Genomic DNA, 15,249 nt, shown 5'->3' on the forward strand with positions numbered 1-15,249 from the left:
GCCTCGCTGTCTGGCCTATGGTGTCCGAAGCTCGACGACAGGACGGACCCCTATGCCAGGCAGCGCGGCTGTCACCCGCAACACACTTCGCCAGCAGATCGCGGACGCGCTGCGTGACGAGGTGCTCGCGGGACGTCTGCCTCCGGGGACCGAGTTCACCGTGAAGCAGATCGCCGAGCAGTACGAGGTCTCCGCGACCCCGGTGCGCGAGGCGCTCGTGGACCTCTCGGCCCAGGGGCTGCTGGAACTGGTCCAGCACCGGGGATTCCGCGTGCGGATCCTCACGGTCGACGACTTCCGCGGCATGATCGAGGCCCGTTCGCTGGTCGTGGACGGGATATTCCGCCGGCTCGCCGAGCAGGGCGCCGCCCCCGGCTCCGGCGAGATGCTGGTGTCGGTACGCCGCCGGGGCGAGGAGGCACGCAGGGCCGCCCAGAGCGGCTCCCTGGAGGTGCTGATCGGCTACGACCTGCGCTTCTGGCGGGAACTGAGCGGGCTGGTGGCCAACACCTACATCACCGAGTTCCTGCACCGGATCCGTGTGCAGTGCTGGGTCTTCGCCGTTCCCCACCTCCAGCGCGAGCCGCGGCTGCGGGAGGCCCTCTGGGACGGGCACGGCGATCTGGTGGACGCCGTGACGCTGGCGGACGCCGACGAGGTACGCCGCATCGTGCAGGGCTACAACGAGCACGCGCTGGCCTGGGCCGCCCGGCTCTGAGCCCTGTCGTTCCCGGCGGGCCCAGCCCTTCCCGTTCCGGGTCGGTCCCGGTCCGTTCCGGTCGGTCCCGGTGAGCCCGGGTGAGCCGCCGCGGCCCCCAGTTCTGCGCATCCCTTCGCGGAGGGTGTTCGGCGCACTACGCTGGCCGGATCGGCGACAACGACTGATCGGAGGCCGTGTTGGCCTGTGACCTGTGGCTGGTCCCCCTTGTCGACGTGCTGTGCCACAGCCCCGACAACCCCTTCGCGGAAGAGATCGCCTCGTACGACAAGGCGCTGGGTGAGGCCGGACTCCCGTCCGTGCCCGTGTTCGCGTACATGCCGGGTCTGAGCGGGGACGTCGCCCCGGTCGCCGGTTTCGACTACGACGCCCTGCATTTCCTGAGACGGGCCTACCTGCTCCAGCTGTGCGGCCTGCCGGTGACCCCGGTGGACGAACTGGGCGGGGACTACGAACAGCTGCTGGAGATGTTCGAGCCCACCGCGCAGCAGTCGCACCTGGTGTGGCACTACGACCACGCGGGCGCCTACGTGCCCGTCGACTTCGCGGCTCCGCTGGCGAACGAGGAACTGCTGGCCGGAGGCGGTCCGCTGGGGTCCGCCCAGGGCCTCCTGCGGGAGCTGCTGTTCGTCGCGCCTGCCATCGGGATAGACCCCGGGAACCCGCCCGCGGCTCCGGCGCCGCCCGGGCGGCCGACTTCGCTGGAGGAGCCGGCGGGACCGATCCCGTACGACGGCAGCCCCTTCGCCCGCGAGCGGCACGTCTGGCTGGGACTGCACGCGGCGGCCACCCGCAGTCTCGGCCAGGGCTCAATGATCATCTTCAGCTGAACAGGCTGAACAGGCTGAACAGGCTGAACAGGCTGAACAGGCCGAACAGGCCGAACAGGCTGAACAGGCCGAACAGGCCGAACAGGCCGAACAGGCTGAAACGGCTCAACGTAGGCCCGGTACCGAGCCGGCGGGGGGGGGGGGNAGCCGGCGGGCGGGGCGGCACCGCCCCGCCCCTCCCCATCTCAGCGTGGCTGCTCCGGGGGCCGCTGCCGCGGCATGTTCGGGCGGGTGCCCGGCGGCAGCGGGAAGCGGGCCGGCGGGATGTACGCATCCGCGCCGCGCGCCCCGGAGGCCCCCAGTGACTGCATCACCAGCGGTGCGGGCCCGGCCCGGAACTCCACCATCCAGTCCGCCGTCTCCGAGCGCACCAGCTCCGTGATGTCCTCGGAGAAGCGGCGCAGCACGGTCAGGCACCGCTCGGCGGCCTCGCTGGCGGTGCCCTCGGTGGGCCCGAGCACCTCGCGGACGTTCTCCGACGCCCAGTCGAACTGGAGGGTCTGCAGCCTGCGCTGCACCGCCTGGGCCGTGGCCACGTCCCGCATCCACCCCGACGTCAGGCCGAAGAACCGGTCGCAGGCCAGCGCCGCCGCGCCCAGCAGCAGCGCCAGGTAGCCGTACGTCGATCCGCCCGGCGCCGAGCCCGTGAGTTCCAGCACCGGCATCGCGGCGCCGGTGACGGCCCCCAGGGCCGCCCCGACGCGCAGGACGCGCGCCCCGCGGCGCTTCCACGCCCGGTCGGACAGGTACCACTCGGCCGTGCGCAGCGCGTCCGCCTCGACCCGCCGGTAGAGCTCGTCGAGCCGCTCGGCGGGCTCCCCCCAGTCGCCGAGGGGGAAGGGCCGGCCGGTCAGATCGCCCGCCGCCTTCGGCCCGCCGCCTTCCTCCCGGGGATCCCGGGGTGGCCCCTCGGGCTGCATCTCCGGCTGGCTCACCCGGCACTCCCTCTGCCTGCGCTGACGTGTGGTGGTGCGCGTGTGCGCAATGATGCGCATGCTCTTCCTACCTTCGAATGACGGGCGATGGACAACGAATCCCGGGATTTCCGCTCGCAAGGAGGGCTCCATCAGGTACGCGCACGCCCCGTCCCTCACTCAAAAGAGTTGGTCCTCACGGCGTAGGGCGCTGCGCCCGGGGAGCACGTAGGCTCGGATTGACCAAGTGTTCCGAAGGTCTCGGGGCGCGAGGGTCCTGACGGTACCGACGTACGGAAGTGAGTGCCCTGTGATTCCCGGTGGTGGCCAGCCCAACATGCAGCAGCTGCTCCAGCAGGCCCAGAAGATGCAGCAGGACCTCGCCGCCGCCCAGGAGGAGCTGGCGCGGACCGAGGTCGAGGGCCAGGCCGGCGGCGGCCTGGTCAAGGCGACCGTGACCGGCTCCGGTGAGCTGCGCGCGCTGGTGATCGACCCGAAGGCCGTGGACCCGCAGGACACGGAGACGCTCGCCGACCTCGTGGTCGCGGCGGTCCAGGCCGCGGGCGAGAACGCGCAGGCGCTCCAGCAGCAGAAGCTGGGCCCGCTCGCGCAGGGCCTGGGCGGCGGCAGCGGGATCCCCGGGCTGCCGTTCTAGCAGTACCCTCCCCCGTCCCTTCCCCCTCGACGCATCCCATCCGAAAGAAGGCAGTCCGTTGTACGAAGGCGTGGTCCAGGACCTGATCGACGAACTGGGCAGGCTGCCCGGCGTCGGGCCCAAGAGCGCGCAGCGGATCGCCTTCCACATCCTGCAGGCCGAGCCCACCGACGTCCGACGCCTCGCGCACGCGCTGCTGGAGGTCAAGGACAAGGTCCGGTTCTGCGCGGTGTGCGGGAACGTGGCGCAGGAGGAGCGGTGCGGCATCTGCCGCGACCCGCGCCGGGACGCGACGGTCATCTGTGTCGTCGAGGAGCCGAAGGACGTGGTCGCGATCGAGCGGACCCGCGAGTTCCGGGGCAGGTACCACGTCCTCGGCGGCGCGATCAGCCCGATCGAGGGCGTCGGCCCCGACGACCTGCGCATCCGCGAGCTGCTGGCGCGCCTGGCGGACGGCGAGGTGACCGAGCTGATCCTCGCCACCGACCCGAACCTGGAGGGCGAGGCGACCGCCACCTACCTCGCCCGCATGATCAAGCCCATGGGCCTGAAGGTCACCCGCCTGGCCAGCGGGCTCCCCGTCGGGGGAGATCTCGAGTACGCGGACGAGGTCACGCTGGGGCGGGCCTTTGAAGGAAGGCGACTTCTCGATGTCTGACGCAACGCTGCACGCTCTCGGCCAGGATCCGGACGACTTCGCCGCCTCGATCGCGGACCAGATCGAGTCGTTCATCGTCGCGGTCACCGAGGTCGCCAAGGGCGAGGACCCGGACAGTGCGGTGCCCTTCCTCCTCCTGGAGGTGTCCCAGCTGCTGCTGGCGGGCGGCCGGCTGGGTGCGTACCAGGACGTGCTGCCCGACGAGCGCTACGAGCCCGACCTCGGCCCGGAGCCGGACGTCGACGACCTGCGCGAGCGGTTCGCGATCATGCTGGAGCCGGTCGACGTCTACTCCGAGGTCTTCGACCCGTACGAGCCGCGCAAGGCCCCGGTGGCCCACCGGATCTCCGACGACCTGGCCGACGTGGTCGCCGACCTGCGGCACGGGCTGATCCACCACCAGGCGGGCCGCATCACGGAGGCCCTGTGGTGGTGGCAGTTCTCGTACTTCACCAACTGGGGCCCGACCGCCTCGGCGACCTTGCGGGCCCTGCAGTCCCTGATCTCGCACGTGCGCCTGAACCAGCCGCTGGCGGCCCTGGACGGCCTGGACACGGACGAGGACCTGACCGAGGACGACCTCGCGGAGCAGGCCGGACAGGTCATGGCGCAGGAGCTGGGCCGCCTGGGCCGCAGGTGACCGGCCGCGCATGACCTGCCGCAGGTGACCGACCCGGATGGCCCGGCGTAGGTGATCCTCCGGCACAGGCACCCGGATTTTGATCTTTTCGTCTCATGATGCGGTACGAGGCGGTCGGATCCCGGTCGCTCGTTAGACTGCACCAGCAAATGAGACGGACTGAGCGAGGAGCGCACGTGGGCCTTGTCGTGCAGAAGTACGGAGGCTCCTCCGTAGCCGATGCCGAGGGCATCAAGCGCGTCGCCAAGCGGATCGTGGACGCCAAGAAGAACGGCCACCAAGTGGTCGTCGTGGTGTCTGCGATGGGCGACACGACGGACGAGCTGATCGATCTCGCCGAGCAGGTTTCCCCGATGCCTGCCGGGCGTGAATTCGACATGCTGCTGACCGCCGGAGAGCGGATCTCCATGGCCCTGCTGGCCATGGCGATCAAAAACCTGGGCCACGAGGCCCAGTCGTTCACCGGTAGCCAGGCAGGCGTCATCACCGACTCGGTCCACAACAAAGCGCGCATCATCGATGTCACGCCGGGCCGTATCCGCACCGCGCTGGACGAGGGCAACATCGCCATCGTCGCCGGCTTCCAGGGCGTGTCCGCGGACTCCAAGGACATCACCACCCTGGGCCGGGGCGGCTCGGACACCACCGCCGTGGCGCTCGCCGCGGCGCTGGACGCCGAGGTCTGCGAGATCTACACCGACGTCGACGGCGTCTTCACCGCGGATCCCCGCGTCGTGAAGAAGGCCCGGAAGATCGACTGGATCTCCTCCGAGGACATGCTGGAGCTGGCCGCCTCCGGCTCCAAGGTGCTGCTGCACCGCTGTGTCGAATACGCACGCCGATACAACATCCCGATCCACGTCCGTTCGTCCTTCTCGGGACTGCCGGGCACCTGGGTCAGCAACGAGAATCCGCAAGGGGACGCGCAGGTGGAGCACGCCATCATCTCCGGAGTCGCTCACGACGTCTCCGAAGCCAAGATCACGGTCGTCGGTGTCCCGGACAAGCCGGGCGAGGCCGCGGCGATCTTCCGCGCCATCGCGGACGCCGAGATCAACATCGACATGATCGTGCAGAACGTCTCCGCGGCCTCGACGGGCCTCACCGACATCTCCTTCACCCTCCCCAAGGCCGAGGGCCACAAGGCCATCGACGCCCTGGAGAAGGCGAAGAGCGCGATCGGCTTCGACTCCCTGCGCTACGACGACCAGATCGGCAAGATCTCCCTGGTCGGCGCCGGGATGAAGACGAACCCGGGCGTCACCGCCTCGTTCTTCCAGGCGCTGTCCGACGCGGGCGTCAACATCGAGCTGATCTCCACCTCGGAGATCCGGATCTCGGTCGTGACCCGCCAGGACGACGTCAACGAGGCCGTCCGCGCCGTGCACACCGCCTTCGGGCTCGACTCCGACAGCGACGAGGCCGTCGTCTACGGGGGCACCGGACGATGACGGCAGCCCGGTCGACCCCGGCTCCGGCACTCGCCGTCGTCGGGGCGACCGGAGCGGTCGGTTCGGTCCTGCTCCGGATGCTGTCCGAGCGGGCCGACGTCTGGGGCGACATACGCCTGATCGCCTCCGGGCGCTCGGCGGGCCGGATGCTGTCCGTCCGCGGGCAGGAGTGCGAGGTGCTCGCCCTCACCGAGGACGCCTTCGACGGACTCGGCCCGGGCGACGTCGCCCTCTTCCTCACGCCCGCCGAGGTCTCGGGCAGGTGGGCCCCCGTCGTCACCGCGCGCGGCGCGGTCGTCGTCGATCAGTCCGCCGCCTTCCGGGACGATCCCGAGGTGCCGCTCGTGGTGCCCGAGATCAACGCCCACGCGGCGCGGATCCGGCCGCGCGGGATCGTCGCCGCGCCGGACACCGTCACTGCCGCGATGATCGCCTCCCTGGGCGCGCTGCACGCCGAGTACGGTCTGACCGAGCTGGCCGTTTCCACGTACCAGGCCGCGAGCGCGGCCGGCCGGGCCGGCTCCGAGGCGCTGCGCCGCCAGCTGTCGCTGGTGGCCGGGACCTCCCTGGGCGAGCTGCCCGGCGACGTACGCCGCGCCGTGGGCGAGGACACCGGACCCTTCGCGGCCCCGCTGGCCCTCAACGTCGTGCCCTGGTGCGGTGAGCTGGACGAGGACGGCTGGTCCTCGCACGAGCTCGCCGTACGGGCGCAGACCCGCCGGATCCTCCAGCTGGAGACGCTCCCGGTGTCGGTGACCTGTGTCCGGGTGCCGGTGCTGACCGGTGACTCGCTGACGGTGCGGGCCGGCTTCGAGAACGAGGTGAAGGCCGCGCACGCCCGGGAGATCCTGGAGGCCGCGCCCGGTGTGGTGCTCGTGGACGACCCCGCGACGGGGGAGTTCCCCACTCCCGTGGACGCCGCCGGGACGGATCCGGCCTGGGTGGGGCGGGTGCGGGCCTCGCTCGACGACCCGTACGCGCTGGAGTTCTTCGTGTGCGCCGACAATCTCCGCAGGGGGGCGGCACTGAATGCCACGCAGATCGCGGAACTGATCGCAGGTGAATTTGCGTAATTCGCTTTGTAGGATCGGTGCCGATCCCTTGATCAAGGTGATGGCCCGACTGCCGTTTCGCTGGACGGGGCAATCGGGAAGAGCGGGTACGCATGAGCGCAATACGGATTTCTCCGGTGAGGCTTCCACGCGCGTACAACCCTGACGGGGGGACGCGTGTCCTACAGGCGTGGCAGAGGCACTGCTCGAAGTGGCCGTCCTACCGGCACGTGCGGGGATCGTCCCGCCGCGCCGGGATCTCCGCACGTCCGGCGGCGGTCTCCTCGTGATCGTTCCCGTCCCGCCGGGGACCCCGGAGGCGCCCGCACGGGCCGCCGTACCGGTCCCGGGCGGCCTCGTGCCCGCTCAGCGTGACAACGCAGGGACGGACGGGAACGGCAAGGACGAGACGGCGGAGCCGGCGGCGGCGGTGACGTCCGCCGCGGCGGACGTGACGGCGGGCCCGACGGCCGACGTGGCGGCGGAGGTGGTGGCCGGCACCACGGTCGACCACCTCACGGCGACCTACCAGGCGCACTACCGCTCACTCCTCGGCCTCGCCGCGCTGCTCCTCGACGACACCGCCTCGTGCGAGGACGTGGTCCAGGAGGCGTTCATCCGGGTGCACTCCGCCCGCAACCGGGTCCGCGACCGCGAGAAGACCCTGGCGTACCTGCGCCAGACCGTCGTGAACCTCTCCCGTTCCGCCCTGCGCCGGCGCATCCTCGGCCTCAAGCTGCTGTCGAAGCCCATGCCGGACATGGCGAGCGCCGAAGAGGGCGCGTACGACCAACTGGAACGCGACGACCTGATCAAGGCGATGCGGGGGCTCCAGCGCCGCCAGCGCGAAGTGCTGGTGCTGCGTTACTTCGCGGACATGACGGAGTCCCAGGTCGCCGAGACGCTCGGGATATCGCTCGGCTCGGTCAAGGCGTACGGATCGCGGGGCATTGCCGCGCTGCGGGTGGCGATGGAGGCTGCGCAGTCATGATGGACGACCACACAGCGCCGGACGGCGCGAGCGGCGAGGACGAACTGCGCATCCTCCTGCGCGGGGCCGTCGAGGGCCTCCAGCCCTCCGAGGACGCGCTGGAGCGGATCCTGCACGGCGTCCCGGCGCGACGGCGGGCCCGCAGGCGCCGGGCCGTCGTCGGCGCGGCCGCGGCCGCGCTGCTGGCGGGGACCGCGATCCCGGCCGCCCTGCACCTGGCGGGCGGCGAGGGCACGGCCACGGACCGCCATGCCATCGCCGGCCACGAGGCGCAGTCGGGCAACAAAGGGGGCGGCGCGTCCGACCCGCACCAGAACGGATACGGCGCCTACCCGAAGGCGGGGAGCTCCGCCGGCGGCGCCCCGGACGCGGGCGGCGCCACCGGACAGCCGGACCCCGCGCAGGGCGGCTCCCCGACCGGGGGGCTGACCTCTGGCCCGGCGGGTACCGGCGCCTCGGGCGGACCGGCCGGTACCGCGGCCGGTCCGGCGGCCGGCACGGGCCCGCTGCCGCCGGTGGCCGCGCCGGGCGTGCCCGGGTGCGGCGCCGAGCAGCTCGGTGTCGTCGGCTTCGTCCGCAACCCGGAGACCGACGGCCGGGTGGCCGGCGGCTTCCGGGTCACCAACGTCTCGTCCCAGGGCTGCGCCGTCGCCGGCCGGGACGCCGTGACCGCGGCCTCCGCCCCCGTCGCGACGCTGACCCCGGGCTCCGGGGTCGCCGTGGTCGGCCACACGGCGGGCGGCCCGGGCAGCGGGCTGCTGCCCGACCCGTCGGCGGAGGCGCCGGTGGTGGTGCTCCCGCCGAACAAGTCCTACGAGGTCCGCTTCGCGTGGGTGCCGCCGGGCGAGCCCTGTACGACGACCGGCTCGACCAGTGGCGGTACACCGCCGCAGACCGGGTCGGCGGGCACCTCGGGCAGCCTCGGCAGCGGCGCCGCGTCGGAGCCGCAGACCGGTACTCCCCAGGCGCCGAGCGTCGTCGAGGTGTCCCACACCCCCCAGACCAGCGGCGCACCGACGACGCGGACGTCGATCCCCGACGCCTGCGGCGGCACCGTCTACCGGACGGGCGCGATCCCGGTCGACGACTGATCCCGCGGGTCCTGGCCGGCCGGGGCGGTGGCGTCCACCGGGTCCGCCGGCGCGGCGGGGTCGAGCAGGCCCGCCTCCGCGTCGCGCAGCGTCTCCACCTCGCGGCGGTAGAGCCGGAACCACATGAAGAGCACGAAGGCGACGAAGACGAACCACTCGCCGGTGTAGCCGAGGTTCTGGAAGGCCTTCAGGTCGAGCCCGGTGTTGGCCGGCGCCTGCGCCGGCACCGGAAGCATGCCGTCCGCCGGGGTCTGCACGGTCAGCCAGGCGTTGTACAGCGGGTGCGGGACGATGTTGACCAGCGTGGCCGCCGCGATCACGCCGACCTGCCCGGCGGGCAGACCGCCCTGGGCGTGGACCCCCTTCGTGCCCGAGTTCTCCGGGGCCTGGAGGGCTCCGGTCACCTCGACCCGGCCTGTCGGCGCGGCCGGCGCCTTCGCGGGGTCCGCAGCGCCCGGCAGCCAGCCCCGTACCACCGGGACGGCCTTGCCGGAGTCGGTCCTCAGCAGCGTCAGGACGTAGAAACCGGTCGCGCCGTCGAGCCGCCGTCCGGGCACCAGCATCTGCTCGGCGTACTCCCCGGACACGGAAGCCAGCCGTCCGGAGGTCTCCGTGTCGACCGGGAGCAGCGAGTCCAGCGGGGCCGCCACCTGGTCGGCGGGCCGCTCGGCGGTCGCTTCCCGGTGGCTGTCGACACGGGCCTCGAACCGGCCGAGCTGCCACGACCCCATGAACAGGCAGAAGGGGACCGCGAGCGCGACGAAGATGTTGATCCCCCACCAGCGCGGGGTCAGGAGAAACCGGTGCACCCCACCACGGTACGGGGGGTGCACCGGCCACCGGTGCTCAGGGTCGGGCGGGCAGGTGCTTCAGCGCGAACTCCAGCTCCATCCGGACCTGCTTGATCCGCTCCTCCACGACGAGCGAGCCGTGCCCCGCGTCGTACCGGTACACCTCGTGCACCGCCCCGCGCGCCGCGAGCCGGTCCACGTAGTTGTCGATCTGCCGGATCGGACAGCGCGGGTCGTTGACGCCCGCCGCGATGTGCACGGGGGCCTTCACCGCGTCGACGTACGTCAGCGGCGAGGACGCCTCGAACCGGTCCGGGACCTCCTCCGGCGTCCCGCCGAAGAGGGTGCGGTCCAGGGCCTTCAGCGCCTCCATCTCGTCGTGGTAGGCCGTCACGTAGTCCGCGACCGGTACGGCGGCCAGGCCCACCGCCCACGCGTCGGGCCGGGTGCCCAGGCCCAGCAGCGTCAGGTACCCGCCCCAGGAACCGCCCGACAGGACCAGGCGCGCCGGGTCCGCGAGGCCGGTGGAGACCGCCCACTCCCGCACCGCCTCGATGTCCTCCAGCTCGATCAGGCCGACCCGGTGCTTGAGGGCGTCCGTCCACTCCCGGCCGTAGCCCGTCGAGCCCCGGTAGTTGACCCGGACCACCGCGAAGCCGTGGTCCAGCCAGGCCGCCGGGGCCGCGGCGAACGCGTCGCTGTCGTGCCAGGTGGGCCCGCCGTGGACCTCGAAGACCGTCGGGAAGGGGCCGTCGCCGTGGCCCGCCGGGCGCTGCACGAGCGCGTGGATGCGACCGCCCGGCCCCTCCACCCAGGCGTCCTCCACCGGCAGCGAGCCCGGCGGCCGGAAGCCCGGCGGGTCCAGGACGACACCACCCGCGGTGGACCGCACCGACGAGGGCTCGGCGGCCGAGGACCACAGGTACTCCACCGTCCCGTCGGGCCGCGCGGTGGCCCCGGACACCGACCCCCGCGGCGTGTCGACGCGTACGAGCTCCCCCGCGGCCAGGTCGTAGCGCCACAGTTCGCTGCGCGCCTCGAAGCTGTGCGCGACCAGCAGCGCGGAGCCGTCCGGATACCACTCGGCGCTGACGTCGCCCGGCAGGTCGATCGCGAGTTCCTGCTCGGCGCCGGTGGCCACGTCCCACACCAGCGGCTCCCAGCGGCCGCGCCGCTGGTGGCCGATGAGGAGCCGGGTGTCGCCCGCGACCGGGGCGAAGCCGAGCACCTCCAGGCCGAGCTCCTCCGTCCCGCCACGGGAGTCGTCCAGCTCGGCGACGGTGGACCCGTCGAGGGTGAGGACGCGCAGCGCCGAGTGCATCGCGTCGCCGTGCTCGGTGTGCTCGACGGCCAGCAGGGTCCCGTCGTACGACAGGTCGCCGACGCCCGCGGACTCCCGGTGCCGGTAGATCACCGTGGGCTCGGAGCCGTCCGGGCGGACCACGTGGATGGTCGAGCCGTCCTCGTCGGTGGAGCGCCCGACGACCGTGGTGCCGTCCCGCCCGATGGCCAGGCCCGCGGGGTACGAGGGCTCCAGGCCGGGCGTGGCCGGCTCGTCGGGGCCGCCCGCGAAGGGCTGGCGCACCCATGTGCCGAACTCGTCGCCGTCGGTGTCGGAGAACCACCAGATCCACTCGCCGTCGGGGGAGAGGGTGCCGTCGGTGGTGCCGTTGGGGCGGTCGGTGGCCTGCCGCTGCCGGCCGGTGGCGCGGTCCCAGGCGTAGATCTCGAAGGTGCCGGTCGCGTTGGAGACGAAGAGCGAACGGTCCGGGGCGTCCTCGGCCCACTCGGGCAGCCCGACGCGCGGCGCACGGAACCGCTTCTCCCAGTCAGGCATCTTGGGGGTGATCTCGCTGTCGCTGGTCATGCGCCCATTGTGGCCGCAGCGGCTTCCGGGATGCCGACTGCTCCGAACGGGCGCACAGTGGAACCCGTACGCCAAGGAGGAACGATCATGGCCAAGAAGGCCCGCACCGGCCACCACCTGCACCAGGACTCCGAACGCGCGCTGGCGAAGAACACCGCCGCCGAGGCCCGTGCGAAGGCCGCGTTCAAGGACGCCCACTCCAACGCCGCGAAGACGCGCGGTATGCAGCAGAAGGCCCAGGCCAAGCGCGGCTGAGGGCCCTCGTCCGTACGCTGGCGCCATGCGGATGATCGTCCGGGGTGCCCGGCTGCTCCACACATCAGGCCTGTCCGAGCCATCAGGCCTGTCCGACGTCGAGGTGGGGGAGGACGGCCGCATCGCGCGCGTGATCCCGTACGACGACCAGAAGGAACCGCCGGCCACCGGCATCCTCATCGAGGCGCACGGCGGCCTGCTCACCGCGCCCTTCGTCGAACCGCACATCCACCTCGACACGGCTCTGACCGCCGGCGAGCCGCGCCCCAACACCTCCGGCACCCTGTGGGAGGGCATCGCCTGCTGGAGCGAGCGCAAACGGACCCTGACCCGCGAGGACGTGATCGCACGGGCCACCGAGGTGCTGCGCTGGCAGGCCGCCCACGGCGTGCTGCACGTCCGTACGCACTGCGACGTCACCGACCCGTCCCTCACCGCCCTCGACGCGTTGCTGGAGGTGCGCGACCGGGTGCGGGACGTCATGAACCTGCAGATCGTCGCCTTCCCGCAGGAGGGCATCGTCTCCTTCCCGGACGGCGAGGCGCTGCTGCGCGAGGCCGTGGCCCGCGGGGCGGACGTCGTCGGCGCGATCCCGCACTTCGAGGACACCCGCGAGGACGGCGTCGCCTCGCTGCGGACCGCCTTCGCGCTGGCCGAGGAACACGGGCTGCGCGTGGACGCCCACTGCGACGAGATCGACGACGAACAGTCCCGCTTCGTCGAGGTGCTGGCCACCCTCGCCCTGCGCTCGGGCCTGCGTGAACGCGCCACCGCCTCCCACACCACGGCCATGGGCTCCTACAACGGCGCCTACAGTTTCAAACTCCAGCGGCTCCTGTCCCGTTCGGGCATCAACCTGGTCGCCAACCCCTTCGCCAACCTCAACCTCCAGGGCCGCTTCGACGCCTACCCCAAGCGGCGCGGCCTCACCCAGGTCCGGGAGATGCTGGCGGCCGGGGTCAACGTGGCCTTCGGCCACGACGACGTGATGGACCCGTGGAACGCCCTCGGCACCGCCAACCCCCTCCAGACCGCCCTCGTCGGCCTGTACGCCGCCCAGCTCACCGGCGCCGACGACATCCCGGTGGCCTTCTCGATGGTGACGGACCGTGCGGCGCGTGTCCTCGGTCTCGACGCCGACGAGTACGGCATCACCGCGGGCGCCCCGGCCTCCTTCGTCCTCCTGCCCGCGCCCTCGCCCGAGGAGGCGCTCCGCCGCCAGGTCCGCCCCCGGTACGTGGTCTCGCGCGGCTCCGTCCTCGCCGAGACCCCGCCCGCCCCGACCCGGCTCAGCTGGCCCGGTGAGCCCCCGTCGGACGTCGACTTCGCCCGCCGCCTACGCTGACGTGCCATGACGTGGACGCTCGACACCAACTCAGCCCGAACCGCCCTGGAGATCGCGTCGGAGTACGCCGACACGGCGCTCCTGAACCACTCCGTGCGCTCCTACGCCTTCGGCGCGCGGTACGCGGCCGACCACGGCCTGGAGTACGACCGGGAGCTCTTCTACGTGGCGGCCCTCCTGCACGACCTGGGCCTGACCGCGCCGTTCGACAGCCACACCCTGCCCTTCGAGGAGGCCGGCGGCCATGTGGCGCGCGTCCTGACGGCGGGCCTGGGCTGGCCGGCGGACCGGCGGGCCCGCGCCGAGGAGATCATCGTCCTGCACATGCGGGACGACGTGAGCGCGGCCGAGGACGCGGAGAGCCACCTCCTCCAGGTGGGCACGAGCGCCGATGTCTCCGGCCTGCGCCTCGCCGAGTTCGACCCGGCCTTCACCGCCGGCCTCCTCGCCGCGCACCCGCGGGCCGGCTTCGGCCCCGTCTTCACCGCCCTGGTCGAGGACCAGGCGCGGCGCAAGCCCGCCTGCGCGGCCGCCGCCTACGTCGCCTCCGGCGCGGCCACCCGTATCGCGGCCAACCCCCTGGACGGCTGACGGGGACGCCCACGGCCCAGGTCACGAGGATCGGGCACCCGGTCGGATAGCGTGCCCGCATGTCGTGGGACGAGGACGGAACACCGCACCCGCTCGCACAGCGCCGCACCGGCCGCAGCGAACTGGAGGCGGACCGGCTGCCCGAGATGCGGGAGCTGGAGGCGCTCGGCTGGGAGCCGGCCCCCGAGGACCTGCGCTGGGTCTTCCTCCCGTACGTCTGGCCCCCGGCGGCCCGCACCTGGATCCCCGACCGCTCCACCCTCTGGGCCGTCGACACCGCCCTCGACGGCCACGGCCACATCACCGGCGTGGAATGCGCCCCGCTCCCCGAGCCGGACCTGCGAGGCCTCGACCGCGAGGCGGACGAGGCCCTCGCCGCCCTCGGCCTCCCGCCCCGCCCTCGGGGCCGCCTCTGGCTGCTCCGCCCGGTGGGCCCGTTCCCCACCGTCGCGGCGGTCCTCGCCCACCTCGACGCCCTGACGGCGGCGGCCCCCACCGCCGACCTCCCCAGCCTGACCCGCACGGAACTGTCCGCACTCCACGGGAGCTCTTAGGCGGTCTTGGCTACGCTGGATGTGGGGGCAGCGGCGGGAGGCGGTCTCATGCGACGTCGGCATCACTTCCACATCGACCACGCGGGTCACTCGGTCAGTGCCACGGTCCAGACCGGCCGCACCGCGGTCGTCGAGGTCCTGGTCGACGGCAAGGAGACGGGCCACGCGACGACCCACCACGACCACCCCGTGACCGTCCGCGTAGAGCTGCCGACGGACCCCCCGACCAAGGTCTCCGTCCGGGCCACCCCCGGCCCCGGCATCCCCCGCTGCGTCTTCGAGGCCCCGGCCATAGAGCCCCACATCATGTCGCCCCGCCCCTACTGACGGGCCCCGGCAAACGCAGGAAGGGCCTGATCCGCAATGCGGATCAGGCCCTTGACCTGTTCTTGCACAGTCGGTCGGTCGCCGTCGTCGGCGCGCGCCCGGCGCTTCCGCGGTGATCGATGCAAATGAGCCACAGTCCTGACCGCCCGCCGGTGCGCTCGGGCGCGGATCTCCCCCTGGATTCGGGGATGCACGGCACGTAGGACATCGGTGCGGTCCGGCCATGACAAACTTTGCGCCACTTCACTCCAAGATCACTTGCAAAGATCGATGCTGTGTGAAAGGTTCGTTTCTGGCGCGAAGACCAACGCGCCTCTGGTGGGGTCCGCAGACCCACCAAAAATGTGTACGGGGGAGATTTAAGAATGTACTGCCACCATGGATCAGGCTGCTTTGTCGACGCGGCGGAGCAGATTTTCATGACGGGTCGAGCCTCGATTCAACGCGCTCCCCGCTAGGCGTTGACCGCGCGTATTCTCGAACAGGCGGAACGCGGGTCCTCTTGGCTCGCTCCGCCGG

At 72.3% G+C, this 15,249-nt stretch carries 17 protein-coding genes; 14 read left to right on the forward strand and 3 right to left on the reverse strand.

The annotated features are described in order from the left end of the window. Positions 1-52 precede the first annotated feature (52 nt). Positions 53-718: a GntR family transcriptional regulator gene (locus AAT21_RS17655; RefSeq protein ID WP_046777815.1), complete on the forward strand. Its 666-nt coding sequence runs from the start codon at positions 53-55 to the stop codon at positions 716-718. 179 nt (positions 719-897) lie between these two features. Next, the gene (locus AAT21_RS17660) at positions 898-1,548 is read left to right on the forward strand and encodes a hypothetical protein (protein WP_046777816.1); all 651 of its coding nucleotides are present in this window, start codon (positions 898-900) and stop codon (positions 1,546-1,548) included. 185 nt (positions 1,549-1,733) lie between these two features. Here AAT21_RS17660 and AAT21_RS17665 read toward each other — a convergent pair whose 3' ends face one another. Then, on the reverse strand, positions 1,734-2,483 hold the full coding sequence (locus AAT21_RS17665; protein ID WP_200904413.1) for an SLATT domain-containing protein: 750 nt from the start codon (positions 2,481-2,483) through the stop codon (positions 1,734-1,736). A gap of 289 nt (positions 2,484-2,772) precedes the next feature. Between AAT21_RS17665 and AAT21_RS17670 the strand changes: the two genes are divergently transcribed. From AAT21_RS17670 to AAT21_RS17700, 7 genes are all read left to right on the forward strand, one after another. Next, positions 2,773-3,117 (forward strand): YbaB/EbfC family nucleoid-associated protein, encoded by a 345-nt coding sequence (locus tag AAT21_RS17670; RefSeq protein WP_075970649.1) that lies wholly within the window; start codon positions 2,773-2,775, stop codon positions 3,115-3,117. 58 nt (positions 3,118-3,175) lie between these two features. After that, the gene (recR, locus tag AAT21_RS17675; RefSeq protein WP_046777817.1) at positions 3,176-3,775 is read left to right on the forward strand and encodes a recombination mediator RecR; all 600 of its coding nucleotides are present in this window, start codon (positions 3,176-3,178) and stop codon (positions 3,773-3,775) included. Then, positions 3,768-4,415, forward strand: a complete 648-nt coding sequence (locus AAT21_RS17680) for a DUF5063 domain-containing protein (protein ID WP_046777818.1) — start codon at positions 3,768-3,770, stop codon at positions 4,413-4,415. Before recR ends, AAT21_RS17680 begins: the two co-directional genes overlap by 8 nt. Positions 4,416-4,591: 176 nt before the next feature. Continuing rightward, on the forward strand, positions 4,592-5,866 hold the full coding sequence (locus AAT21_RS17685) for an aspartate kinase (protein WP_046777819.1): 1,275 nt from the start codon (positions 4,592-4,594) through the stop codon (positions 5,864-5,866). Beyond that, positions 5,863-6,939 (forward strand): aspartate-semialdehyde dehydrogenase, encoded by a 1,077-nt coding sequence (locus AAT21_RS17690; RefSeq protein WP_046777820.1) that lies wholly within the window; start codon positions 5,863-5,865, stop codon positions 6,937-6,939. Before AAT21_RS17685 ends, AAT21_RS17690 begins: the two co-directional genes overlap by 4 nt. A gap of 430 nt (positions 6,940-7,369) precedes the next feature. Then, positions 7,370-7,909 carry a SigE family RNA polymerase sigma factor gene (locus AAT21_RS17695; protein WP_030957861.1) on the forward strand — a complete coding sequence of 180 codons (540 nt, stop codon included), beginning with the start codon at positions 7,370-7,372 and terminating at the stop codon, positions 7,907-7,909. Continuing rightward, a complete protein-coding gene (locus AAT21_RS17700; RefSeq protein WP_046777821.1) occupies positions 7,906-9,000 on the forward strand; it encodes a hypothetical protein in 1,095 nt (364 codons plus the stop codon). The genes AAT21_RS17695 and AAT21_RS17700 overlap by 4 nt, the downstream gene beginning before the upstream one ends. Here the strand turns inward: AAT21_RS17700 and AAT21_RS17705 are convergent. Beyond that, complete coding sequence (locus AAT21_RS17705) at positions 8,967-9,809, reverse strand: SURF1 family protein (protein ID WP_046777822.1); 843 nt, start codon at positions 9,807-9,809, stop codon at positions 8,967-8,969. The genes AAT21_RS17700 and AAT21_RS17705 overlap by 34 nt on opposite strands. A gap of 37 nt (positions 9,810-9,846) precedes the next feature. After that, positions 9,847-11,658 carry a S9 family peptidase gene (locus tag AAT21_RS17710; RefSeq protein ID WP_046777823.1) on the reverse strand — a complete coding sequence of 604 codons (1,812 nt, stop codon included), beginning with the start codon at positions 11,656-11,658 and terminating at the stop codon, positions 9,847-9,849. Positions 11,659-11,745: 87 nt separating this feature from the next. On the opposite strand from AAT21_RS17710, the gene AAT21_RS37625 reads away from it, so the two are divergent. The 5 genes from AAT21_RS37625 to AAT21_RS17730 are packed head-to-tail and all read left to right on the forward strand — an operon-like array spanning position 11,746 to position 14,730. After that, positions 11,746-11,913, forward strand: a complete 168-nt coding sequence (locus AAT21_RS37625; protein WP_157879735.1) for a hypothetical protein — start codon at positions 11,746-11,748, stop codon at positions 11,911-11,913. Positions 11,914-11,938: 25 nt separating this feature from the next. Next, complete coding sequence (codA, locus tag AAT21_RS17715; RefSeq protein WP_327152745.1) at positions 11,939-13,258, forward strand: cytosine deaminase; 1,320 nt, start codon at positions 11,939-11,941, stop codon at positions 13,256-13,258. A 6-nt stretch (positions 13,259-13,264) separates the two neighbouring features. Next, positions 13,265-13,849, forward strand: a complete 585-nt coding sequence (locus AAT21_RS17720) for an HD domain-containing protein (protein ID WP_046777824.1) — start codon at positions 13,265-13,267, stop codon at positions 13,847-13,849. A gap of 59 nt (positions 13,850-13,908) precedes the next feature. After that, positions 13,909-14,403, forward strand: a complete 495-nt coding sequence (locus AAT21_RS17725; RefSeq protein ID WP_046777825.1) for a DUF5956 family protein — start codon at positions 13,909-13,911, stop codon at positions 14,401-14,403. 48 nt (positions 14,404-14,451) lie between these two features. Beyond that, positions 14,452-14,730 (forward strand): hypothetical protein, encoded by a 279-nt coding sequence (locus AAT21_RS17730; protein WP_046777826.1) that lies wholly within the window; start codon positions 14,452-14,454, stop codon positions 14,728-14,730. Positions 14,731-15,249: the final 519 nt, after the last annotated feature.

The organism is Streptomyces yangpuensis (genome assembly GCF_001005295.1).
GTDB lineage: Bacteria > Actinomycetota > Actinomycetes > Streptomycetales > Streptomycetaceae > Streptomyces > Streptomyces yangpuensis.